Source organism: Vreelandella vilamensis (assembly GCF_031451755.1).
Classification (GTDB): Bacteria; Pseudomonadota; Gammaproteobacteria; order Pseudomonadales; family Halomonadaceae; genus Vreelandella; species Vreelandella vilamensis.
This window is the reverse complement of sequence record NZ_JARWAN010000005.1, coordinates 92,342-115,360: the sequence shown is the minus strand read 5'-3', so window position 1 is coordinate 115,360 and position 23,019 is coordinate 92,342. Positions and strand designations below refer to the sequence as shown.

25 protein-coding genes and 1 tRNA gene are annotated in these 23,019 nt (G+C 51.2%); 10 read left to right on the top strand and 16 right to left on the bottom strand.

The features are described 5' to 3' along the window. Positions 1–73: 73 nt before the first annotated feature. The gene (locus QC823_RS04815; protein ID WP_309655288.1) at positions 74–742 is read left to right on the top strand and encodes a 7-cyano-7-deazaguanine/7-aminomethyl-7-deazaguanine transporter; all 669 of its coding nucleotides are present in this window, start codon (positions 74–76) and stop codon (positions 740–742) included. Between the two features lie 58 nt (positions 743–800). Further along, the gene (locus QC823_RS04810) at positions 801–1,622 is read left to right on the top strand and encodes an alpha/beta fold hydrolase (protein WP_309655219.1); all 822 of its coding nucleotides are present in this window, start codon (positions 801–803) and stop codon (positions 1,620–1,622) included. A 23-nt stretch (positions 1,623–1,645) separates the two neighbouring features. Here the strand turns inward: QC823_RS04810 and QC823_RS04805 are convergent, their stop codons facing one another. Both QC823_RS04805 and QC823_RS04800 read right to left on the bottom strand, forming a co-directional pair. Next, positions 1,646–3,040 (bottom strand): 3'-5' exonuclease family protein, encoded by a 1,395-nt coding sequence (locus QC823_RS04805; RefSeq protein WP_309655218.1) that lies wholly within the window; start codon positions 3,038–3,040, stop codon positions 1,646–1,648. A 1-nt stretch (position 3,041) separates the two neighbouring features. After that, positions 3,042–4,157, bottom strand: a complete 1,116-nt coding sequence (locus QC823_RS04800; RefSeq protein ID WP_309655217.1) for an ABC transporter substrate-binding protein — start codon at positions 4,155–4,157, stop codon at positions 3,042–3,044. Positions 4,158–4,307: 150 nt separating this feature from the next. Between QC823_RS04800 and QC823_RS04795 the strand changes: the two genes are divergently transcribed. Then, positions 4,308–6,014: a potassium/proton antiporter gene (locus tag QC823_RS04795; RefSeq protein ID WP_309655216.1), complete on the top strand. Its 1,707-nt coding sequence runs from the start codon at positions 4,308–4,310 to the stop codon at positions 6,012–6,014. Positions 6,015–6,087: 73 nt separating this feature from the next. Here the strand turns inward: QC823_RS04795 and QC823_RS04790 are convergent. The 3 genes from QC823_RS04790 to QC823_RS04780 all read right to left on the bottom strand — a co-directional run bounded on the left by QC823_RS04790 (position 6,088) and on the right by QC823_RS04780 (position 7,741). After that, positions 6,088–6,178: transfer RNA gene (locus tag QC823_RS04790), tRNA-Ser, on the bottom strand. 74 nt (positions 6,179–6,252) lie between these two features. After that, a complete protein-coding gene (locus QC823_RS04785) occupies positions 6,253–7,017 on the bottom strand; it encodes a sulfite exporter TauE/SafE family protein (RefSeq protein WP_309655215.1) in 765 nt (254 codons plus the stop codon). A 22-nt stretch (positions 7,018–7,039) separates the two neighbouring features. Next, positions 7,040–7,741 (bottom strand): dienelactone hydrolase family protein, encoded by a 702-nt coding sequence (locus QC823_RS04780; RefSeq protein WP_309655214.1) that lies wholly within the window; start codon positions 7,739–7,741, stop codon positions 7,040–7,042. Between the two features lie 226 nt (positions 7,742–7,967). Here QC823_RS04780 and QC823_RS04775 point away from each other — a divergent pair, with 226 nt between their 5' ends. From QC823_RS04775 to tusB, 4 genes are all read left to right on the top strand, one after another. After that, on the top strand, positions 7,968–8,657 hold the full coding sequence (locus QC823_RS04775) for a Bax inhibitor-1/YccA family protein (protein WP_309655213.1): 690 nt from the start codon (positions 7,968–7,970) through the stop codon (positions 8,655–8,657). Positions 8,658–8,741: 84 nt separating this feature from the next. Next, complete coding sequence (tusD, locus tag QC823_RS04770; protein WP_309655212.1) at positions 8,742–9,134, top strand: sulfurtransferase complex subunit TusD; 393 nt, start codon at positions 8,742–8,744, stop codon at positions 9,132–9,134. Positions 9,135–9,146: 12 nt separating this feature from the next. Further along, positions 9,147–9,506, top strand: coding sequence for a DsrE family protein (locus QC823_RS04765; RefSeq protein ID WP_309655211.1), 360 nt, complete (start codon positions 9,147–9,149; stop codon positions 9,504–9,506). Between the two features lie 10 nt (positions 9,507–9,516). Then, the gene (gene tusB, locus QC823_RS04760; protein WP_309655210.1) at positions 9,517–9,804 is read left to right on the top strand and encodes a sulfurtransferase complex subunit TusB; all 288 of its coding nucleotides are present in this window, start codon (positions 9,517–9,519) and stop codon (positions 9,802–9,804) included. A 73-nt stretch (positions 9,805–9,877) separates the two neighbouring features. On the opposite strand, the gene QC823_RS04755 is transcribed toward tusB, so the two are convergent. Further along, a complete protein-coding gene (locus tag QC823_RS04755; protein ID WP_309655209.1) occupies positions 9,878–10,819 on the bottom strand; it encodes a histone deacetylase family protein in 942 nt (313 codons plus the stop codon). Positions 10,820–10,973: 154 nt separating this feature from the next. On the opposite strand from QC823_RS04755, the gene QC823_RS04750 reads away from it, so the two are divergent. Continuing rightward, positions 10,974–13,721 carry a bifunctional acetate--CoA ligase family protein/GNAT family N-acetyltransferase gene (locus tag QC823_RS04750; protein WP_309655208.1) on the top strand — a complete coding sequence of 916 codons (2,748 nt, stop codon included), beginning with the start codon at positions 10,974–10,976 and terminating at the stop codon, positions 13,719–13,721. 71 nt (positions 13,722–13,792) lie between these two features. Here the strand turns inward: QC823_RS04750 and pdxH are convergent, their stop codons facing one another. The 3 genes from pdxH to QC823_RS04735 all read right to left on the bottom strand — a co-directional run bounded on the left by pdxH (position 13,793) and on the right by QC823_RS04735 (position 15,560). Then, the gene (pdxH, locus tag QC823_RS04745) at positions 13,793–14,437 is read right to left on the bottom strand and encodes a pyridoxamine 5'-phosphate oxidase (RefSeq protein ID WP_309655207.1); all 645 of its coding nucleotides are present in this window, start codon (positions 14,435–14,437) and stop codon (positions 13,793–13,795) included. Between the two features lie 69 nt (positions 14,438–14,506). Further along, the gene (locus QC823_RS04740) at positions 14,507–14,860 is read right to left on the bottom strand and encodes a branched-chain amino acid transporter permease (protein ID WP_309655206.1); all 354 of its coding nucleotides are present in this window, start codon (positions 14,858–14,860) and stop codon (positions 14,507–14,509) included. After that, positions 14,850–15,560 (bottom strand): AzlC family ABC transporter permease, encoded by a 711-nt coding sequence (locus QC823_RS04735; RefSeq protein ID WP_309655205.1) that lies wholly within the window; start codon positions 15,558–15,560, stop codon positions 14,850–14,852. The genes QC823_RS04740 and QC823_RS04735 overlap by 11 nt, the downstream gene beginning before the upstream one ends. A 112-nt stretch (positions 15,561–15,672) precedes the next feature. On the opposite strand from QC823_RS04735, the gene QC823_RS04730 reads away from it, so the two are divergent. After that, entirely contained in the window at positions 15,673–16,350 is a 678-nt protein-coding gene (locus tag QC823_RS04730; RefSeq protein ID WP_309655204.1) for a cytochrome b/b6 domain-containing protein, read from the top strand. A 115-nt stretch (positions 16,351–16,465) separates the two neighbouring features. Here the strand turns inward: QC823_RS04730 and QC823_RS04725 are convergent, their stop codons facing one another. The 4 genes from QC823_RS04725 to QC823_RS04710 form a co-directional block, all read right to left on the bottom strand. Further along, complete coding sequence (locus QC823_RS04725; protein WP_309655287.1) at positions 16,466–16,843, bottom strand: c-type cytochrome; 378 nt, start codon at positions 16,841–16,843, stop codon at positions 16,466–16,468. A gap of 155 nt (positions 16,844–16,998) precedes the next feature. After that, complete coding sequence (locus tag QC823_RS04720) at positions 16,999–17,394, bottom strand: DUF2069 domain-containing protein (protein WP_309655203.1); 396 nt, start codon at positions 17,392–17,394, stop codon at positions 16,999–17,001. Then, a complete protein-coding gene (wrbA, locus tag QC823_RS04715; RefSeq protein ID WP_309655202.1) occupies positions 17,394–18,014 on the bottom strand; it encodes an NAD(P)H:quinone oxidoreductase in 621 nt (206 codons plus the stop codon). The genes QC823_RS04720 and wrbA overlap by 1 nt, the downstream gene beginning before the upstream one ends. Continuing rightward, positions 18,011–18,517, bottom strand: a complete 507-nt coding sequence (locus tag QC823_RS04710; RefSeq protein WP_309655201.1) for a gamma-glutamylcyclotransferase family protein — start codon at positions 18,515–18,517, stop codon at positions 18,011–18,013. Before QC823_RS04710 ends, wrbA begins: the two co-directional genes overlap by 4 nt. A gap of 89 nt (positions 18,518–18,606) precedes the next feature. Between QC823_RS04710 and smrA the strand changes: the two genes are divergently transcribed. After that, positions 18,607–19,197 (top strand): DNA endonuclease SmrA, encoded by a 591-nt coding sequence (smrA, locus tag QC823_RS04705; RefSeq protein ID WP_309655200.1) that lies wholly within the window; start codon positions 18,607–18,609, stop codon positions 19,195–19,197. 143 nt (positions 19,198–19,340) lie between these two features. Here smrA and QC823_RS04700 read toward each other — a convergent pair whose 3' ends face one another. The 3 genes from QC823_RS04700 to QC823_RS04690 all read right to left on the bottom strand — a co-directional run bounded on the left by QC823_RS04700 (position 19,341) and on the right by QC823_RS04690 (position 22,991). Further along, positions 19,341–19,883: a DUF934 domain-containing protein gene (locus tag QC823_RS04700; protein WP_309655199.1), complete on the bottom strand. Its 543-nt coding sequence runs from the start codon at positions 19,881–19,883 to the stop codon at positions 19,341–19,343. After that, positions 19,873–21,528, bottom strand: a complete 1,656-nt coding sequence (locus QC823_RS04695) for a nitrite/sulfite reductase (protein ID WP_309655198.1) — start codon at positions 21,526–21,528, stop codon at positions 19,873–19,875. The genes QC823_RS04700 and QC823_RS04695 overlap by 11 nt, the downstream gene beginning before the upstream one ends. 173 nt (positions 21,529–21,701) lie before the next feature. Next, a complete protein-coding gene (locus QC823_RS04690) occupies positions 21,702–22,991 on the bottom strand; it encodes an MATE family efflux transporter (RefSeq protein ID WP_309655197.1) in 1,290 nt (429 codons plus the stop codon). Between the last annotated feature and the right edge of the window lie 28 nt (positions 22,992–23,019).

Here is a 23,019-nt window from a genome sequence, read left to right as displayed (position 1 = left end):
CGCGCTGCCCATGACGGGCGAGGAGGGTTCCCTTACCCCTCTTTTACACTCAACTAAAAAGGCTACCCTATCTATGTTTGCGTTAACTGACGCCCAGCACCGCCGTTGCCTCTACATGATGGTGGCGTTCCATATTGGAATTATTGCAGCGAGTAACTATTTAGTTCAGCTGCCGTTTACACTTTTCGGCTGGCATACCACGTGGGGGGCTTTTAGTTTTCCGTTTATATTTTTGGCCACTGATTTAACCGTGCGGCTGTTTGGTAAAGAGCCTGCCCGTGCCATCATTCTGCGCGTCATGCTTCCTGCACTGCTGATTTCCTATGTTATTTCCGTGGTATTTCCGAAAGGCGAGTATGTTGGTTTAGCTGGGCTGGGTGAATGGAACCTGTTTGTTGCGCGTATTGCCATTGCCAGCTTTTTGGCCTATGTGTTGGGACAGCTATTGGATGTACAAGTGTTTGATCGACTGCGTCAATGGGCCTGGTGGGTGGCACCGGTTTGCTCTACCGTCGTAGGAAATTTTGCCGATACACTGGCGTTTTTCTCGGCGGCTTTTTATCAAAGTCCCGATCCTTTTATGGCGGCAAATTGGGTAGAAATCGCGTTGGTGGATTATGTGATTAAACTCGCGATTAGTTTGCTGTTTTTTTTGCCTTTGTATGGCGTGTTATTAGCGTGGTTAACGCGTCGTTTAGTGGTTTGGACAGGGCATCGAGACGCAGAACCTGGCGTTGTTTAGAAAGAAAAAATGCTCTGTAACGAAGTAGGATTTTGTCGCGAAGATGCCGGGAGTTTTTATGTCTAACGCTTCATCCGTTGAACTGCATTATCTTGATACAGGGCCTGTCGATATAGGCTCAGCCGACGCAAGTGATGCCTTGCCATTAGTCGTCATTCACGGTTTGTTGGGCAGTGCGGATAACTGGCGTTCGCACGTAAAAGTGTGGCAAAAGCATCGTCGTGTGATCGCGGTTGACCTACGTAATCATGGTCGCTCGCCGCATGCAGAAGGAATGTCTTATGCGACGATGAGTGCCGATGTACTGTCGCTGTTGGATCAGCTTGGCGTAGAAAAGGCTCATATCCTTGGCCATTCCATGGGCGGTAAAGTGGCCATCAGCTTGGCGCGTCTAGCGCCTGAGCGTGTTGCGTCGTTAGTGGTAGCCGATATCGCCCCGGTGGCGTATCAGCATGGCCACGATGATGTGTTCGCCGCCTTGCGCGAAGTTGAGCGCGGCCAGCCGCAAAATCGCCGTGAAGCAGACGACTTGCTGGCTAAGTACGTCGATCATCGCCCCACAAGGCTTTTCTTAGCCACCAACCTGGAACGTCGCGAGAGCGAAAAAGGGAGGGCACTAGCACTACGCATAGGCTTGGATGCCATCATGGCAGGTTACGATGATGTGATTGGTGAACCGGCAGGCGACACGCCCTATGAAGGCCCAGCACTGGTGCTGCGTGGCGCGGATTCCGCCTATGTAAGTGATGATATGCTGCCCATACTGCGCCAAGTGTTGCCTCAAGCGCGTGTCGTGACCTTGAAAAATGCCGGCCATTGGCTCCATGCCGATCAACCCGAGGCGTTTCAGAAAGCGGTTGACGCGTTTTTGGCTTCGTAACCAAAAAAGCTTTTAATCAGCCATCATGCTGGCGCTGGGAGCATCACCACCTCTAGCGCATGCGATGCCGGGTCGCGCAAAAAACGATTAAGAATACGGTAGGCATCCAAATCAAAGGCCGCGGTATTCGTCGTCAATGCGTTGGCGGCCGCTTCGTTATCTGTCGTGCCTAAGTAGCGCCATTGATTAATGACGTGGTACGCGATCTTTTGGCCTTTTGGGTGGTGTTCTTTTATGGCGATGCTGCCCGGCCACGGCCATGCGCTGACCTGCAGCTGTGCTAGGGCGTTTTTCGCCCGCTCAGTGTGTTCAACCAACGTCTCTTGGCCGCAACAAGCCCCACGGCACTTGCCCAGTTGATGGGCAAAGCAGCGCCCCCGCCCCTTTTCTAAGCCCAATACCTGGGGACACAAGTATTCTTCTTCGGCGATATGTCTCAACGCGCTTTTGGCATCGCGAGCCGAGCGAAAAAGCCCATAGAGATTGTGGTTTACACGTTCCATGGACTGAGCATCGAGTAATGAGGGTTGTGTTGCTCCTTCCGGCCAGTGCCAAGCCGTGAGCCCCCGCTGTTTGCGTAAACGGCGGTTCATGATCGGCATTAACGTTTTGACTAGCTGTGCTTCGCGTAATTGCGCTCCCAAGTCCCCTGCGGTTTCTTCCCACTCTATATGCTGAACTTGCTGTGCTAAGCGCATTTCTTTGTCATCTTGGTGGTCACGTTGAAAATGACCGAGCACACGACTACGAAGGTTAATGCTTTTCCCTACATAAAGTGGGAGTTGGTTGTGGCCGTAAAAAAGATAGACCCCAGGGGCTTTAGGCAATTTTTCAAGAAGCTCTGCATCAAGATGAGCGGGTAGGCTGCGGTGGCGTCTTTCTTCGGCAAGTAACGCTTCCCACTCAGCGGTCGAATATTGCGCTTGCCACGTTTGCCAAAGCGACCATAGGGCTTCTACGTCGGCCTCAGCACGGTGATGGCGAATGGCAGAAATACCATAGCGAGAAAGTAGCGTAGGTAGGTTATGTTTACGCTCTTGTGGGGCAATACGGCGTGAAAGCCGCAATGTGCACAAAAGTGGTGAGCGGTAATCAAACCCAGCACGCTTCAACTCATTACGCAGGAAGCTAAAATCAAACCGCGCATTGTGGGCAACAAGCGGTGCGTCGTTAAGCCATTCGTAAAGCGCGTGTGCAATATCGGCAAAGCGTGGGGCATCGCTTAGCATCGTGTCAGTGATCCCGGTAAGTTGGGTGATATTGAAGGGTACGCGTATGTCGGGGTTAATAAGGCGCGTCCATCGGTCAACGATCTCGTCATCAATGATTTTCAATGCTGCAATTTCAATGATGCGGTCACGTGTGGCACGTGTCCCCGTCGTTTCGATGTCAATAAAAATAAACGTGGAAGCAGACATATCAGCGTTTATGCGGGTCGATGGCTAGGTGTTCAACTTTAAAAGGGGCTTCGCTGACGCCTTGCTGGTACAAAAATGTTTCAAAGGCACGATAGCGGCGTGTATCTAATGCGGCGGGACTCAAAGCAGTACGTCGCAGTAAATCCTCCCAAGCGTTAGCGTTAATGCTGTTATCAAGCACTGGGTAGGCGGTGACCAAGGTTTCCCACGCGAGGCTTGGGTTGTTGATCATCCAGTGCGTGGCGTCTTCAAGTGCGATGACAAAGCTTACCCAGGTATCGGCGCGTTTATTGAGAGAGTTTCTATTAGCCATGACAATCAGGCCGTCGTGGCGGGGAATCGATAGTGTTTCATACGCAATAATCTTAGCTTCCATACCTTCGGTGGCTAGCTGGGCGGGAAGGGTGTGATAAAAGCCGTCAGCCACTACTTGCACTTGCTGTTCAGTCAGCGCGCGTGCTGCATCAAAATGTAAGCTTTCTGGGGTAAACCCCTCTTCGTCGGTTTGGGTAATAACACGGGGCGTCAACTTTGGAATAACCAATTGCTCGCCTTCGCGAGTCGTAAAGCCAAAATTAAGTGTGGCAAGTGATTCGAGATTCTCGTGAGCAGAGTCACTGCTTATGTGCGCTGCCGTCGTGATAACGGCATTTAGCGGGGTTTCAATCAACGTGGCAATGCGGGTTAGCGCGGCCCCTTGGTGTGCGCTCAGGTGAAGAAGGCTTTGGCGTCCTAGCGCGAGATCGATTTCTCCGGCGGCGAGTAACTTAGTCGGCAGGGATGGGTCGCCAGGCGATTGCCATTGCACGTCTATGCCTTGACGTTGAAAAAGTCCCTGCTCCTTGGCCAATAAAATGGCCGCATGTTGAGGACTTAGAAACCAATCTAACATTAACGTGACGGTTTCAAGCGGAGGTGGTGCCAGTGGCTCAGGTGGCGCTATGACAGTAGTCGGAACATCGCTTCCGTCTTCTTCAACATGCCATAGCCTTTCAGGCAGTTGGACATCTGAGTCTAACGAGAGCGGCGTTTGGGCGTGGGTCACTGCTGTTAACGTAATAGACAGCACGGCCAGCACAATAAAAGCGAGTACGGTGCGTAAAAAGCATCGTAGCATGATGAATACTCCTAAGATTATCGTATGAAGTGTATCCGGATCGCAAATAGGCTGGCTAGCTTCGTTATCAACGTATTGTGCCAATATGCCTCAGTAAAATAGATCTTGGCGTGCAATAATGGTGGTGTATTGAGGCTGAGACGGGGAATCATGGACGCACTGTATACCTTCTTTTTGCTTGGCGGCTCGTTAATGGCGTTAAGCATTTTAGCCAGCCGGCTGTCGTCGCTAATGGGCGTACCGCTGTTATTGATCTTTCTCGGCTTGGGTATGCTCGCCGGGGAAGAGGGTATTCTTGGCATCGAGTTTGATGACTACTCGATGGCTTTTGTCATTGGCCACCTCGCGCTGGCCATGATTCTGCTTGATGGTGGCTTGCGTACGCGGTTAAAAACGTTTCGCGTTGGGTTTAAGCCCGCACTCTCTTTGGCCACATTTGGCGTGTTTCTCACCAGCGCGATTGTTGGGGTGATTGCAACATGGATGTTTGACCTGACCATAGTGCAGGGGCTGCTGGTAGGGGCCATTGTGGGGTCTACTGACGCAGCGGCTGTTTTCTCTATGCTCAGCGGTCGTGGAGTGAACCTAAACGAACGCGTTGGGGCGACTCTAGAGATTGAGTCGGGTACGAACGACCCGATGGCGATTTTCCTCACCTTGATGCTGGTAGATCTACTGGTGGGAGAAATCGGTGGCTGGCAAGAAACGTTAGTGTTTTTTATTTCCCAGTTTGGTATTGGCTTAGTCATCGGGATTGGAGGTGGTTGGGTCAGCGCCAAATTGCTGCGCTGGTTAGATTTAGCGCCGGGCCTCTATTCCATGTTGGCACTCGCATTAGGATTCAGCGTTTTTGGGCTGACAAGCGTTTTGAGTGGTAGCGGCTTTTTAGCGATTTATTTAGCGGGCTTGATGATTGGCAATCAGCCCGGGCGGCATTTGAACTTTATTCTGCCGGTACACGATGGCTTGGCATGGCTTAGTCAAATTGGTTTGTTCTTGGTGCTCGGGCTTTTGGTAACTCCAAGTGAACTATGGGAAGTCGCATTGCCAGCTTCAGTGGTGGCGTTGGCGCTCATTTTCTTAGCGCGCCCACTTGCAGTGTTAATCACGATCAAGCCATTTTTTAAGTTTCGCTGGCGCGAGACGCTCTTTATTTCCTGGGTTGGTTTGCGTGGGGCTGTGCCCATTGTGCTGGCGATTTTTCCTGTCATTGGTGGAGTGGAAAACGCCTCGCTTTATTTCAATATCGCCTTTGCGGTCGTTTTGATGTCGCTTTTGATACAAGGCGGCTCGCTTACCTGGATGGCGAAGTGGATGCGAGTAGAAGTGCCGAAAGGAACGACGCCTAATCGCCGTGGCCCGCTTGGTATTTTGCCTGAAAACGACTTTGAGATGTTCGTTTACGTGGTGGAAAACCAAGACCTTGAAGATGTGCCAATTCGGCTTTTGCGCTTTCCCTCTGGTGCGCTGATTTCCGCGCTATTTCGCAATCATGTCATGTTGCATCCAAAAGGCAGTACGCGGTTGAAGCTGGACGATGTTATTTGTGTAATTGGCCGAACCGAAGATCTGCCCGGGTTAAATCGCTTGTTCAATGGAGATGCGAAGCTTAAGCGCGAACGTGCGTTTTTTGGCACTTTTACCTTGGACGGTAGTGCACGAATGCAGGATATTGCTCAAGCCTATGGCTTAACGCTGAGCCCCGGTGAGCAAGATATGACGCTGGCAGAGTTTATTGCTTTGCGTGTGGGCGGTCATCCGGTTATCGGGGATGATGTCGATTGGCACGGTATTCATTGGGTCGTAAGTGATATGGAAGGCGGTAAGATCACTCGTGTGGGGCTGCGGCTCTATTAGAATGCGTACCTGAATTCACTGGCTGGCTTAAAACAAAAAAAGATCAGTTATTTAACTGATCCTTTTTGAGTCTTGGCGGAGGGACAGGGATTCGAACCCTGGAAGGGCTATTAACCCTTGCCGGTTTTCAAGACCGGTGCATTCAACCGCTCTGCCATCCCTCCGACTTGGCTGAGTATACTACCAGCTTTTCCTTAGAAGTCAACGCTCTTAAGAGAAAAGTCGCTCGTTAACAGCGTTAGTTGCTAAGCCGCTGAATACCAACCCAGAGGAGCCTCAGTGCTAAAAGCGTTAATACTCCTCTGAAAAGGGCATCAAAACGGTACTCAGAAAGGTAGTGCAGCAAGCGAACGCCGATCCATGTGCCAATAAAGCCGAAAGCGATCATAGCGAGGAGTAAGCCCAACCAGTTATGAAAGACAAACCCAGCCAAGCCAAAGACAAACACTTTTGTCAGATGCTGCAGTGACATGCACGCAGAGAACGTTGCTACTTTGTTTAAACGGTTGGCTCGGCCTTGCTTGATAAAAGCGGAAACCATTGGCCCGCTAGCCCCAACAAAGCTGGATAATAACGTGGTAATAGCGCCTGCGATGACGGTACCGGTAGCACCCAAAGCGTGTTTGGGTAGCGGTGGGCCCCAGCAGGAGTAGAGCACAAAGGCAGCAATACAAAACTCTAATATACCGGCGGGCAAACGTATGAGGAGCCAAATAGCAGCCAAGGCGCCAAGCACAACGCCGGGTAGAAAAGCCGCAATGGTTCGGCGGTCAATATGCTGCCAAGTCAAAGCTGCTCGGCCAGCGTTGGAACCAAGCTGTACCATGCCGTGAATAGGAATAATGGCCGTTGCCGGCATTACCTGAGCCATCGCCATGATCATTAAAAGGCCACCTCCTACGCCAACGGCGGCGGTGAAAGCCGACGTTAGTGCGGAGATAATAATCAGTAATGCATTGATACCGCCTGAGAGTGGGGAGAGTGTCTCAAGAAACGTGGTCATTGGTGCCATCAAACCTAAAAAGTTAAAGCGCTATATTATCCCTAAGCCAGTCTGTGAATGTTTCCCATGAGCGTTGGTCAGCGGTTTCATGGTAGCGATCACTGTTAAATACACTAAATGCGTGTGGAGCATTTGCGTAGATGCCAATCTCGTATTCAATCGCGGCTTCTTCTAATTCCCCGGCAAGCGATACCACATCGTCAAGGCTAACAATGTTGTCGGCGCCGCCGTGTGCGATAAAAATAGGAGCGGTGTCCGTGTCATATTGCTGACCTTCTGGAATCTGCAATCCACCATGAAAACTGGCATAACCGATGATGTTATCCGTTGTGCCAGCGCGGGCCATTTCTAGCGCTAACGTCCCGCCAAAGCAGTAGCCAAGAAGCACGCTGTTGTCTGCTCCCTGCGCATTGGCGGCCTCAATGCCAGCCTCCGTGAGCTGGCGCATGCGCTTTCTATCTTGATAAAGGCGGTTAGTCGCCGCTTGTTTATCCTCTATAGCTTGGGGGCGGTTATTAGCGCCGAATATATCCAAGGCAAAGGCGTTATAGCCTTTTTTTGCAAGCATATCAGCTCGTTGACGTTCATAATCATCCAGCCCATCCCAATCATGGATGATAATCACGCTTCCTTTTGGGGTGCCCTGTGCCGCGACATAGTAACCTTCAAAGGCCTCATCGTTTTTTGTATAGCGAATGTTTTCCCCCGCCGGGGTGAAGGCCAAAGCGGGTGTGGTGGCAAGGAGTAACGAGGTAGTAATCAACGTTTTTTTTATGGTAACCACGACCAATCCTATCAGCAGGTTGGAAAGTGAATCGCGATTGTTATCTTCCAGCTACAAGCATAGCGCAGGAGAAATTGCATAACGTGGAATTGAGAGGCTTGCGTTGGGAACTTGAGAACGGCATGCTTGTCAGTTGTTGACAACGTGCTTTTAGGGAGCAAGTCGCATGGCTTACAATGACTCACGTATTTCGCGTTCAGCATCAGCTGAACAAAGTGGTTATTCAAATAGTGTTAGCACGACCAAGGTGTTGCGCAACACCTATGCTTTGCTCGCCATGACTTTGCTGTTCTCAGCGGTTACAGCTGGTGGAGCAATGGCATTAGGCATTGAGCGCATGAATATTTTCGTGTTTTTTATCGGTGCTTACGGACTTATGTTTTTAGTGCATAAAACGGCGAATTCAGCGATGGGTCTGCTAGCGACCTTCGCCTTCACTGGTTTTATGGGGTTCACGCTAGGCCCAATTCTTTCTGCCTATCTCGCCTTGCCCAATGGTGCGTCGTTGATAATGACTGCGCTGGCAATGACAGGTGTAACCTTTTTTGGCCTTTCGGCGGTCGCCTTGATCACTAAGAAAGATTTTGGTTTCCTGGCCAATTTCCTCGTGGCTGGCGCGATTGTGCTGATTCTTGCCATGGTTGCTGGCTTAATCTTTAATATTGCAGCGCTGTCGTTAATGGTATCGGCTGGATTTGTGCTATTTGCTTCTGCAGCAATTCTGTACCAAACCAGCGAAATTATTCATCGTGCTGGAGAAACCAACTATATATTGGCCACCGTTACGTTGTATGTCTCTATTTATAACCTGTTTGTCAGCCTACTTTCGCTACTAGGTATTATGAGCAGTGACTAATACGTAGGTGCAACGTAAGTTGAGTTTTGGCAGGCCCTATCGATTGGTAGGGCCTGTTTTTGATTTTTAGCTAGAGATAATGGTATGCAATATGCACTGCTGGTCATGGGAGCGCCTTATGTCAGCCAAGCGCCGCATTCGGCGCTGCGATTTGCCCATGCGCTGATAGATCAAGGGCATAATTTGGAGAGCGTTTTTTTCTACCATGATGGAGTTCACAATGCCTCATCACTGGTAACACCTGCCCAAAATGCCACGTGTTTACGCAGTGCCTGGAAAGCCTTACACCACCAGTACGACGTTCAATTAGATGTGTGTATAGCTGCAGCTCTTCATCGCGGGTTAGTTGACTCTGCAGAAGCAAAGCGCCGTGAATACTCAACTTATAACGTTGAATCTCCTTTCGAGCTAACAGGTCTTGGGCAGCTTATAACACTTCAGCAACGCTGCGATCGGTTAATAACCTTTGCTCCTTAAGAGAAGTGAACCATGACTCAAACAAACTCGTTATTAGTCGTGATTAGGCAAGCTCCGCAAAGCTCGCACTGGCTACGTGAGGCGTTAGACGCAGCAATGGTAGGTGCTGCATTTGGTCAGAAAGTTAGCCTCCTTTTTATGGGGCAGGGCGTTTTGGCACTGTTACCAGGACAAGCGCTAGGGTCAGAAAAATCGCTGTTACCCACGCAAGAAACGTTAGCTATGTATGATATTCAGCATTTATGTGTATCAGCGGCTGATCTTCATGCGCTTAATGTGAAAGCCGAAAATCTAGTGGAAGGTATAACACTGTTAGATGAGGAACAAATGCGTATCTACTTTGCTGACACTGCGAACATCCTCAATTTTTAAGGGGGGCTAAGTGCTACTACATATCGTTAATCGAGCACCACAGTTTAGTGAAGCCGCCTCTCAGGCACTGCGTGCGATGGGACCAGAAGATAAACTTGTTTTGATTGAAGACGCGGTTGTCGCAGTTTTAGATCAAGCGTGGCAGGGGTGGTCGTTACCTCCGGAACGCATTTTTGTCATGGAAGAAGACCTAGAAGCACGTGGCATATTAGCTTTGGCCGAACCAAAGCTTAGGGTCGATATAAATCGCTTTGTCACGCTGTCGGCACAGTGCCAGCAAACCATTTCTTGGCACTGAAATTTATACCGTTATCTTAATTTTAATCTTCAATAAAGTAAAAAACTCGCTTTACCAAATATAACTGTGCGCGTTATGGGACAGATTCAAATGGTTGCCCGAGAAGGGCTTTGATGTGTGCTTCAACCCCGCTAGCAAGCGTTGTGAGGTTATAGCCCCCTTCAAGCACAGAAACCACGCGGTTATCGGCATAAAGCGTCGCAATTTCCATTGCCAGGTGGGTTACCCAGTAGAAGTCTTCATCTTTTAAGCATACATCCGCCATTGGATCATCGCGATGGGCATCAAAGCCTGCAGAAAGCATGACGAGATCAGGCTTAAACGCATGTAATGCAGGCAGCCAGTGATTTTCGACAATCCGACGGAACTCGTCACTTTCTGTGCCTACTTCTAGCGGGGTATTCACTACGTTTTGCCATTCACTACGCAAGTAACGCCACGGATAGAAGGGATACTGAAAGCTACTGCAAATAAGGTAGTTCGGGTCGTTCTTAAAAATATCGATAGTACCGTTACACTGATGTACATCGAAATCCAGAATAGCGATACGTCGCGCTCCATATTTTTCACGCGCATAGGCTGCGCCAACCGCTATATTGTTATAAAAACAAAAACCCATTGCATCGGAGGCTTCTGCATGGTGCCCCGGAGGCCTTACTGCGCAAAATACGTTATCTGCTTGGCGCCGAAAAACTTGGTCAACTCCGCGCAATACGGCTCCTGCAGACATGCGAGCTGCTTTTAAACTATCAGGATTCATCATTGTGTCGCTATCAAGCGTCACAATTCCCTCGCTAGGAACGCACTTCTCCAATGCTTTAAGATGGCGCATAGGATGAACGCGTGCTAGGTCTTCGTCAGTAGCCTCCTTGGCATCCCCCTGCATGGTTTGCTGAAGAAGGCCGGATAGCGATAACCGAGCACTAATTGCCTCTAAGCGCTTAGGGTTTTCCGGATGCTCAGGCCCCATGTGATGCAAAGAGCAGTGAGGGTGGGTAAGGTAGGCAGTAATCATGCTAACGCTCCATTATGAATATAGGCACCATAATCGCGTCGAGGTGCTTTGCGACAGTGTCAATAAGTCTTAAATGGCATATTTTTTTCGCTATTTGCTTTACCGTCATCATGACTGAGCGTACTTATTTTTGACCGTAGCGGGAGAGCTATACGTGAGCACACGCTTTTTACATCATTTTTTTGAACCGCGAACGATTGCGGTTTTTGGCGCGTCAGAAAAGCCCGAATCGTTAGGCGGCTTAGTACTGCGCAATATTCAAGAAGGTGGCTTTAAAGGCACTATCTGGGCGGTGAATTTGCGTGGTTATGCGCAGGTATATGGTGAAACTTGCGTCAGCCACGTTAACGATCTCCCTGAAGTGCCTGACTTAGCCGTCATTTGTTCGCCGATTAACGGTGTCCCTCAGCTCATTAAGCAGTTAGGCAGCTTTGGAGTGAAAGCCGCTGTTGTTCTTTCAGGTGGCGCATATTTAGATCGCGATAAAGGCAATAAAGGGTCGATTCGCGAACGCATGCTAAAAGCTGCCCGTGCTTCAGGCATTCGTTTGCTCGGGCCTGAATGTATGGGTGTGATTGTCCCAGGAAAAAAGCTCAATGCCTCCTATGCAAGTCAGCAGGTAAAAGCTGGCCGCGTTGCCTACCTGGGGCAGTCCGGAATGCTGGCCAATGCGATGATTGATTGGGCAGGGGGCCGTGACGTGGGCTTTTCTCATTTAATCACCGTGGGCGATAGCGTCGATGTGCTGCTACCAGACTTAATCGACTACGTGAATCAGTTTTCTCCAGCCCAAGCGATTTTGCTGCACTTGGAGCGGGTCAACGATGCTCAGCATTTTATGACCGCGGTGCGTGATGCTTCGAGAAACCGACTGGTAGTGGCGATTAAAAGTGGCCGCACGGTTGAATCCGATATTTCGGGCATGCCACCGACGCCAGGCATTGCTAATCGCGATAAAGTCTTTGATGCAGCGTTTTCACGCGCAGGCGTTGTGCGTGTAAATGACTCCGATGAGCTCATTGATGCGCTAGAAACACTTTCCCGCATGAAGCCGCTTAAAGGGGATCGCCTTGCGGTGGTCTCCAACGGTCTGGGGCCCGCGATGCTTGCCATCGACAAGCTTATTAGCGCTGGAGGAAAGCTGGCTCAGTTTAGCGCTGATACCCAACATGCGCTGCATAAAAGCCAAGTGGATTTCACTAGACCTGGGGAAAACCCGGTAGACCTTGGGGGCAACGCAACGCCACAACGTTTTGTCGAGGCGTTGGAAATCGTGGCAGCAGATGCCAATGTTGATGCCGTATTGGTGGTGCACGCTCCCACCCGTTTAGCACCCTCGAAGGAGACAGCGCAGGCGCTGATCGAGAATCGCAAGAAATTCCGGCGTAACTTATTGACCAGTTGGATGGGGCTAAAAGAAGCACTCAATGCACGCCACGAATGTAATGTCGCGGGTATTCCAACCTACACATCACCGGAAAAAGCCGTTAAAGCTTTCATGCACATGGTGGATTACCAGCGTGTTCAGCTATTGCTGCAAGAGATACCGCCAAGCCTGCCATTTTCCACTAGCGTGGATATTCGCGCCCAATGCCGCGCTTTGATAAAAAGCGCAAAAGAGCAGGGGCGTCAAACGTTAACTCACTCTGAGACGGCGAAGGTGCTAGAAGCGTACGGTATTCCTACGGCGACTAGTGAATATGTGCATAACGAAGAGGAAGCCGCTGAAGCGGCGCAGCGCATTGACGGGGCAAAAGCGTTGAAAGTCGTGCACGAAGGCAATTGCTGGCCGTATCGTTACCGCAAGCACCCCCACAAGATTTCCGCCGGGTTGCTGCAAGATTTGGAGACCGCTGAAGACGTGGTAGAGGGAATTACGCGTCTGGGCGAAAAAGTGCGAGAAAAATTCCCTGAATATGAAATCCACGAGTACTGCTTACAGCCGATGCAACGTGGTAAGCACTCGATGCAGATTTGTGCGGGAATTACGCGTGATCCGGTTTTTGGGCCACTGATTGTATTTGGTATTGGCGGTTATAAGGTGAACATTTTGGCTGATCGCCAGGTAGCGCTACCGCCTTTGAATATGAGTCTTGCCGCCGATGTCGTTGGGCGCACCCATGCGGCGTCACTACTACGTGAACACTCCGCTGAGTCGGAGCGCGACATCGATAGGCTTTGCCAGTTGCTTGTCAAACTTTCGCAAATGGCATCTGAACTTACTGAGTTGAGAGGGCTGGAAATTAATCCGCTGCTTCTCAATCGCGATGGAATGATTGCGGTCGACTTTGCCATGGACCTTGGCCCGCCCGCACGCTTTGCCATCATGCCGTACCCTGAGGAGTTACGTGAATGGGTTACATTGAAAAATGGCTGGCAAGTGGAAGTCCGCCCGATTCGCGCTGAAGATGCACCGCTCATTACCAATTTTCACCGCCAGTTATCAGAAGAGAGCATCCGGTTTCGCTACTTCCACAATAAATCAGACCTGACTAAGCGTGATTTATCGATGCTATCGCACATCAATTACGATCGTCAGATGGCCTTTATTGCTGAGCATCAACGCGATGACGGTAGTAAAGAGATGCTGGGCGTTGTGAGGGTGTTTAATGATCCTGACAATATACGCACCGAATTCTCGGTGATTATTCGCGATGATCTTCAAGGTCTCGGCATTGGTAGTTTGCTGATGAAAAAGATGATTGCCTACTGTCGTAGTATCGGCACATTAGAAATGATTGGTAAAATCATGGTGGATAATCATCCGATGCGAGCACTAATGAAGCACCTTGGCTTTAAGAGTCGCTACAACATGGAAGAGCAGGTGATAGATTCGGTGATGCGTCTTAATGAGCCCGAAAGCGAGTGGCAGCGACACCGCTTAGAAAGCATGCCTGACTGATTTATGCCTGACAATTGATTGACAGGAAAGCTAAAAGTATAAGGGCGACATTATCGCCCTCATACTGATGTTTACGGTGCAAGTCGGAAGCGTTGCCAGGCTTCGCCGTCACGGCGCTCAAAGCGTATGCGATCGTGTAAGCGGCTAGGCTGGCCTTGCCAGAATTCCATCATATCAGGGATAACGCGGTAGCCACCCCAGTGAATTGGGCGGGGGATCTCTTGGCCTTCATAGGCTTGTTCAAAGCGCTTTTGACGTTCCTCTATCCAATTGCGGTCAGGGATCACAACGCTTTGTGTCGCAATCCAGGCGCCTAGCTGGCTGCCTCTCGGCCGGCTGTCAAAATACTCATCGGATTCATCGGCAGGTATTTGTTCGGTGCGCCCTTCAATACGCACTTGGCGAGATAGTGATGGCCACCAAAACGTCAATGCCGCGAAGGGAACATTGTTGAGTTCGCTGCCTTTGTGGCTATGGTAGTTGGTAAAAAACACCATGCCAGTTTCATCAAAACCTTTGAGTAGCACAACGCGAGCGTGGGGATGCCCTTGACTGTCGACAGTGGCAAGTGTCATCGCATTGCCGTCTTTTCCTTCGCTCTCAAGTGCTAACGTAAACCACTCATCAAAGAGGGCAAAGGGGTCATCAGGCGTATGAGACTCTTCTAGCCGACCACCCTCATAATCGCGACGAATGTCGGCAATATTACGTGTCATTGTATTACTCCCCAAAATTGTTTTATCTATGTTCGCTGCTCTAAAACAAAAGCTCAAGCGCTCTTTTGGCTATAAAGCGGACTGCCCTATCTGCACCATCAACATATATGTCGCGGTACCTGCAATAATGGATACAAGGGCGTTGCGCCGCCAAAGATGAATCCCTGCGACTAGCAAGCCGGCAATGATAAGCGGTAACCCATTGGCGCTGATATTAAGCTGCCAATTGTCCATTAACAGGCGAAAGTCACGCAGCGCGTAAATGACCAAAATAAGCATGACGGCTGGCGGTAAATAGCGACCAAGATGCAAAATTAAAGGGTGATCCGCCTGTTTTGCCAACGCCACAAATGGCACAACGCGTGTAGCAAACGTGGCTAATGCACACACAATAATTAGTTGCCATACCGGATCAGTTAGCATGGCGATCCCTCTGATCGTTAACTGGACGTGCCAAGTAACGGTAGTGGGCGAGCAATAACAGACTCGCAGAACCTATCGCGCCTAGGAGCAAATGCTGCTCGGGTAATACAAATAGCGCTGCCAAGCCAGTCCCAAGAGCAATAATAAACGGCAGTGCCTGACGTAGGCGTTTTGCTTGTTCCAGCGTCAATACAATAAAAAGTGCCGTTAAGGCAAACTCTATGCCTTGGCTATTAAACAGCTTAGCAGTGCCTAGCGCGACACCTATTAGCGTACCTAGCACCCACCACGCCTGGCTAAGCAAGCTAATACGAAACGCAAGCGCATGAGGCTTTTTTACCTGCTGCGACTGGCTAGTTAAGAGTGAATAGGTTTCATCAGTTAACGCAAAAATGAGGTAAGGTTTGCGCCATCCTGCGCCTTGAAAACGCTTAAGCAGGGAGAGTCCGTAAAAAACGTGGCGTGAATTTAGCATAATAGTGGCAACTGCCACCTCCATGATCCCCGCTCCTGCCGCAAACAGTGCGATAGCCAAAAACTGACCGGCACCCGCATAAATTAATAGTGACATGACGACGGCTTCGTACCAAGCTACCCCAACCTCAATGGCTACGATGCCAAACGCTGCGCCAAGAGGTAAATAACCAAACATGACGGGCAACGTTTGTCGGACGGCTTCACGCCATTCCTGGCTACTCACATCATTCTCCTTTAGGGGTAAACCGCTGCGACGAACTGCCTCGTATTCTATGAGAATCAAGGGATAAATGCGAAACTCACCATTCTTCTAATGCCGCCATGAGAGCTCAGTAATGCGCCATGTTTTTGTATGGGATATTTTCGTTCGATTGTTTCACTGGGGATTAGTGGGCGCTGTGATAATGGCGTTTTACACCATGGAAACCAGCGGGGCACCGTTTTTATTCCCTATTGAAGTGCATGCGCAAGCGGGTTATGTCGTGCTTGGGCTCTTGGCTTTTCGCTGGCTTTGGGGCCTGGTTGGAAGTTATTACGCACGTTTTCGCACGTTTCTTGTTGGGCCTTCCGGTTCACTGGACTACGCTCAGAGTGTCATAAGACGCTCGCCCACGCCTTACGCGGGCCACAATCCGTTGGGCGGGTGGATGGTCATCATCATGCTGATGTCGTTAACGTTTCAAGCAATTAGCGGGCTTTTTTTAAGCGATGACATTTTCTTTCAGGGGCCGCTTCATGGGCTTTTTGGAGGTGATTTCAGCAAAATGCTAATGCGTTGGCATCGATTGAATTCCAACTTTTTGATCGTGCTTATTGGGTTGCACCTTGCCGCGATTGTGGTGCATCGGCTGATGGGAGAAAAACTGGTAAAGGCGATGTTTACCGGTGTCAAAACGCCTTCGCATACACCAGTTGACTCCCCATTATCGGGCGAAGTAAAAACCCGGTGGATATGGGCGTTAGTGGCTGTTGTCACGGGAATCGCCGTTACGCTTACGTTTTGGCTTGGTTAAACCTCGATGATAGACAATCAATGACTGGGAAGGGGCTCGCTTCCCAGCTATTGGTTTTTGATCAATAGGGATTTCTAATAAGGGTAGGTTTCTGGTTTAGCGAATAACCCGTTTCTTACTTTTGACGATAGTCGTCGTGACAGTTGCGGCAAGTATCGGCCACTGTGACAAAGGCGCGACGCGAGGCGTTAAAGTCGCCTTCTTGTGCAACTTCTGCAAGGGCCGCCGCGTTTTCGGTAAAGCTTTGCACACGCTTTTGAATATCGTCGGGGTTATCAGCAATAGAAGCCTTCGCGTCTGTATCAACGCCATGCCCGTCGCCAATATATGACCCCCCAATGAAACCTTCCCAGGGTAGGGCAGCCAGCGCGTAAATGGCCTCTGCACGGCGGGCAAATTCGTCAGCATCGTAATCGATATCACCCTTTGCCATATCGCCCATTGGCCCGAAATGCCAGCCCATCACGCTGAATACAGATTGGCGATACTCGATAGCGTCGGCAGGTTCAGCTGCATAGTAGTTAATGGATCAGATGTAAATAGCGGCAGTGTACTGCGCGCAGTCAAGTGCTAAAGCATCTGACTTTATAAACCTAGCAGCTAAAGAGAAGGATTCGGGTGTTTTATCGATAATTTACACGGTCTTGTTCACTGGCGAAGCTGTAGTTGCCGGCTACGAAAGCGGGCATAGCCCATACAGGCGGTAAACAAAGCCAACGATACCAATGCTTCCAACACACCTCTTAATGCTTGGCTAGGCAAGGTGGCTACCATCACACCTTGAGTAAAATAGAGCAAACTGACAAAAGCCAACCAAGCATGCCCTCGTGGTCTACGCCCAATAATGGAAGGCAAAAACAGTACAAGAGGGAGTACAAACGCGACAACCGGAAGCCAATTAAACGCTTCTCCCTGAAGAAGGAAGCCACGATATACCGTCATTAGCATAAGCGTTACGTAGCTTATGATAACGAATTGGCGCAAGCGTAGGGTTAAGTTGTCCAGTCCGTATTGCTGTTCGATGTTTTCCAGCCACTGACGCATTAGGCCTCCTCGCGCATAGATTGCAGTGACAACGCCAATTTGGCGATGCGTTTACCTTGAGCCGTGCAGAGAGCGCTTTCACTCGGTTCAATTTGACGGTCGCTGCGCGCGCCTGCTACGTGGCTTGCGCCATAAGGTGTCCCGCCAGAATGCGTTTCAATGAGTTCGGTTTCGCTGTAGGGCAAGCCGGCAAATACCATCCCATGGTGTAGCAATGGCACCAGCATGGTGAGCAACGTGCTTTCTTGGCCACCATGTAAGCTCGATGATGAGGTAAACGCACAGGCAGGTTTGTTAATTAGCGCGCCATTGAGCCAGAGGTTGCTGGTGCTATCGAGGAAATACTTCATCGGCGCGGCCATATTGCCAAAACGCGTGGGGCTACCGATTGCCAACCCAGCGCAATAACGCAGATCATCAAGCTCAGCATAAATGGCACCTTCTTCTGGAATTTCTGGCTCAACGGCTTCACAGGTGGGCGATACTGACGGCACACAGCGTAGGCGAGCCTGTATACCCGCAATGCTTTCAACACCTTCGGCTATCAGGCGGGCCATGGTGGCAGTTGCACCGCTGCGGGAATAATACAATACAAGAATATATGGCTGGTTAGCGCTCATTGGGCGGTCTCTTTCTGGGCAAACACTTTTTGGGTATCCATCGCAATATTCATCGCATCAAAAATAGGGCTTTTCATGTTAGCAGACTCGGGCAAACGGCGGTAAACCCAAGCCATAGTGCCATCCGCAAGGGGGAGCTTCACTCGTTCATAGCGAACCCCTAAGCGTTCGTAACGATCAAGTCGCGCTAGCTGTTCAGGCGTGACAGTCAAGCGTAACCCATCAATATACTCCTCCGGCGCCGCTGTGATATCTAGCCCTTCACGAGTGAAATCTTCAAGCGTGGCAGGTTCAGGATTTCCTAATGCGCCCATCACCACAAAACGCACTGGGGCGTATGTCAGGGTGCCGTAAACAAATACCTGATGCGGGCGCGACTGAATTGGGGGCAGGTGATCGGGTCGATCATAAAGCCAAGGGCTAAGCATGGTCAGCCACAACCAAGTGGTTATCCCTACAAGCACGATCAGTAAAAGTACAGCGAAACGCTTTACGCCTGTCATGGAATTTCCTTTATTGTCCCATATCGAGTGCTTAAGCATTGTGCCTGGTTTTGCTACGATGCGCTTTCGACCTGCCGGAGGAATTCAATATGAATCAGTCGCTGCGTGATGACCGGGATTTCAGGGCCATGATGGGGGATGTCAAACCGCTAAGGAGCCACAACCGAGCAGAAACCGGGAAAAGGCGTTCCACTGCAACAGAAGCCCAGCGCGCACGGCGTGAGTCGGCAGAAGAAGCGTTAGGTGAACGTAACTTTCTCTCGGATGATTTTGTTGATCTGGTACCACCGTTTGACCCGATCATGTTTTGCCGGGAAGGTATTCAGCAGGGAGTCTTGGATAAGCTCAAGCACGGTGGGTATTCGGTGCAAGCGCAAATTCATCTTAATCGCCGGCCGCTAGCTGAGTGCCGTCGCTTGCTTTTTCCCTTTATACACGATGCCTACGCCCACGAGTTGCGTTCAATCCTGATTGTCCACGGTCGAGGCCGCGATATAGAAAGTCCTGCCAATATTTTGCGTTCTTATGTGGCGAAATGGCTCATGCAGTTTGACGAAGTACAGGCGTATATTTCGGCGCAGTCTGCCGATGGCGGGTTAGGCGCGACTTGGGTCATGCTGCGAAAAAGCGAGCGGGCCAAAGCCAATAACCGTGAGCGCCAACAGAAACGCCGTGGCTAGCTATCGATTATCGATAATTCAGTCACCAACACACCGTCGTCAATACAAAGGGGGCAGCCGTATGGCTGCCCCTTTTGGTTAGGTGACTAAGTAGTTAAATGACTAAGTGGTTAAATGGCTGAGTGGTTAGATAACTGACGCACTTAGTAATTAGCGTTAAGGCGTTTTTCAAACAGTGGCTGGCGTTCTTCGACATCCGGCTGGTAGCGCACGCTGAAAAAACTCAGCGCCCGTAAGGCATCCTCGGGATGCTGGTCATCGCGAAGCGCCATGGCGGTAAAGCCACAACGGCGCATGTATTCCAACTGGTCGACCAACACATCGCCAACCGCGCGTATTTCGCCGTTGTAGCCGAAACGCTCGCGCAACAGCCGAGCAAGGGTGTAGCCACGGCCATCGGTAAACGCTGGAAAATGAATGGCGACTGCCGGGGCCGAAAAGATCTTATCGGCGAGGGTAGCCGTCAATTCACAGTCGCTTGCCAGCAGCGGCGCCAGTTCGATGTCTTCCTGATGGGCTTTCCAGAGCGCCAGTGGTACAAACGCCGGGCGCTGCTCGGGGAGTGCCTCAGCGTTGTAAGACACACACCAGGCGTTTTCCGCCGCCAGTTCGCCATTGGCGATCAGGTAATCAGCATGAACCGGCGCCAGCTCTACCGCATCGGCCTGCTTGTCATTAGGCGGCATAAACACGCTCCTTGAAGGGTTTCAGTCCAATCCGGCGATAAGTGTCCAGAAAGCGTTCATCTTCATGGCGCTGGGCCACGTAGACTTCCAGCACTTTTTCGACGACACCGGGCACGTCTTCACGAAAGAAGGAGGGGCCGAGGATCTTGCCTAATGAGGCATCATCGGTCGAGTTGCCGCCAATCGATATCTGGTAGTATTCCTCACCTTTTTTATCGACGCCCAAAATGCCAATATGGCCCACGTGGTGGTGACCACAGGCATTCATGCAGCCGGAAATGTTCAAATCCAGCGGCCCCAGGTCGTAAAGGAAATCGAGGTCTTCAAAGCGTTCCTGTAATGCCTGGGCGATCGGTATCGACACCGCGTTAGCCAGGCTGCAGTAATCGCCGCCAGGGCAGCAGATGATGTCGTTGAGCGTGCCCACCGTCGGGTTGGCTATGCCCAGCGCTTCAAGCGCTTGCCAAAGGGCTTCCAGCTCGTCCACCGGCACGTCGGAAAGCACCAAGTTCTGCTCGTGGGTAACGCGGACTTCACCGAAGCTGTAACGATTAGCGAGGTTGGCGATGGCGTCCATTTGGTCAGCCGTCACGTCGCCGGGGGCGTGCTCGCGGCGCTTCAGCGATAGCGTCACGGCTTTATAGCCGTAGACCTTGTGGTCGGTCACGTTATTGGTCACAAAGCGTGCAAAACCTCGGTTTTCCTGACGAAGGCACTCGTAATCGGCTACCGCGCTTTCTTCCACGCTGCGCCGTTCGGGCTCGGGGAAGTGGCTTTTAGCGGCCTCGACCGCAGCAGCATTGAGCGTCTGAGGGCCATCTTTTAAATGCGCCCACTCCTCCTCGACGCGACGGCGGAACTCTTCGATCCCCAGCGCCTTGACCAGGATCTTGATCCGCGCTTTAAATTTGTTATCGCGACGCCCGAACTGGTTGTAAACCCGTACGCACGCTTCGAGATAAGTCAGCAGGTGCTGCCAGGGCAGGTCGTCGCGTACCACGTCGGCGATCATCGGCGTGCGGCCAAGGCCACCGCCAGCAAGGACTCTGATGCGCAGTTCGCCAGCCTCGTTGTACCACAGCCGCAGGCCGATATCGTGCACCTGGATGGCCGCGCGATCCTGGGAAGCACCGCTAACGGCGATCTTGAACTTGCGCGGCAGATAAGCAAATTCAGGGTGTAGCGTTGACCATTGACGGATCAGCTCGCACCAGGGACGCGGATCTTCCACTTCATCGTTGGCAATACCGGCAAACTGGTCGCTGGTGGTATTACGAATGCAGTTGCCGCTGGTCTGGATTGCGTGCATCTGAACTTTCGCCAGATCCGCCAGAATGTCGGGCACATCTTCCAGGGCAGGCCAGTTGAGCTGCAGATTTTGGCGCGTGGTGAAGTGACCATAACCGCGATCGTAGCGACGGGTAATATCCCCTAGCGCACGCAGCTGATGGCCAGCCAACATGCCGTAAGGGATCGCAATGCGCAGCATGGGCGCATGGCGTTGGATATAGAGACCATTCTGCAAACGCAGTGGACGAAACTCTTCTTCTCCCAAACGCCCGTCGCGGTAGCGATCCATTTGATCGCGAAACTGAGCGACGCGCTCATCTACCAGCGTTTGGTCATAGGTATCATAGCGGTACATGGGGCACGGTCCTGCTTAATGCGAAGGTGTCGAGCGCAGCGACACGCTGTTGTTAGCCAAGGTGGTTAACCAAACAACGAGAGCTAAGAGTTGAAACACCTTAACGCGGGCCAATTATTCCACAAAAGAATACATAATTATCTTTTTATTTCTAAATGGTATTTAAAGAGCGCTTACAAAGGGGATGCCCAGCGTCGACGCTGCCATACCCATACAAACGCCAGTGAATTGAGTAAGCGGTACATCAGCTGCACGAGCCAAATCCCAGTGAGGCCATATTCATGGACAACCCCGACCCACCAGGCCAGCGGTAAAAACAACAGCCACTGCATACTCAGCGTTAACATCATCACAGTGCGCTGGGCGCCAGCGCCCATCAGTGCCTGCGCGAGCACCAACGCGGCGGCATCGAGTACAATCATGGCCCCCGTAAGCTGAAGCGGTAGCCGACCGAGAGCAATTAATGCCTCTTGGTGAAAAAACAGCCCCAGCAACGTACTAGGGAATAACAGCATCGGAAGCGCTAACAGGGCAAGTAGTCGCCAAGCAACGCCAAGGGCATCCCAACCCCAGCGATGTGCCTCCTGGCGGGCCTCCCGTCCTAGCGCGTCACCGACCAGGCTCATGGCTGCGATGCCCAACCCCACGCCAGGTAAAATCATCAAAAGCGATAAGTTAATCAGTACGTGACCCACAGCGACGCTGGCGGTATCAATTTGGCTAAGCATCCAGATTAACACCGCGTAGCCGGCGGCAAACCAAAGTTGCTGGAAGGAGTGGGGGAATGCTAGCACCAGCGTCTGACGTATTTGCTGAGAGGACGGCAAATGCTGCAAAAAACCCTGCTGACAAGCCCCTTTAACACTGACTAAAAGCCATGCCACTAGCCCGATGAAGATTGACAGCGTGGTTCCAGCGCCTGCACCGCTGGCCCCCATTTGCGGCAGCCCTGCGTAGCCAAAAATCAGTCCGATGCTAATGAACACATTAAGCACGTGAACACTGACAATAATACGCAGGTAGAGGGACGTATATTGGCGACCATTCCAATAACCACGAAAACACAGCGTCATCGCGATGGCACTAAGCGACACCACGCGCCAGCGAAAATAATCCACGGCGACGCTATGTACATCGGTCGTTTGCGTCATTAGCCGAATGAGAAACGGTGCTTGCCACCAAGCCATTAGCGTTAAAGGAAGCCCCACCCCAAGTGCGATCAGTAGCCCAGCGTTAAGTGGTTGAGCCGGGGTGGCGCATTGCGCTCCGGTACGTTGCGCAGTTTGCGCTTGCACCCCCGATGATAGCCCGGAGACGAGCGCCGTTATCATGAACATGGCATAGCCACCGATACCAACGCCGGCGAGGGCGACCTCACCCAGTGAGCCGACCAGAGCGGCGTCGATAAGGTTCAGGACGCTTTGCGACAGCATGCCCAGCATGATCGGCAGCGCCAAGCGCATGACTTTACCCCGCCGATGGCCCATCAAT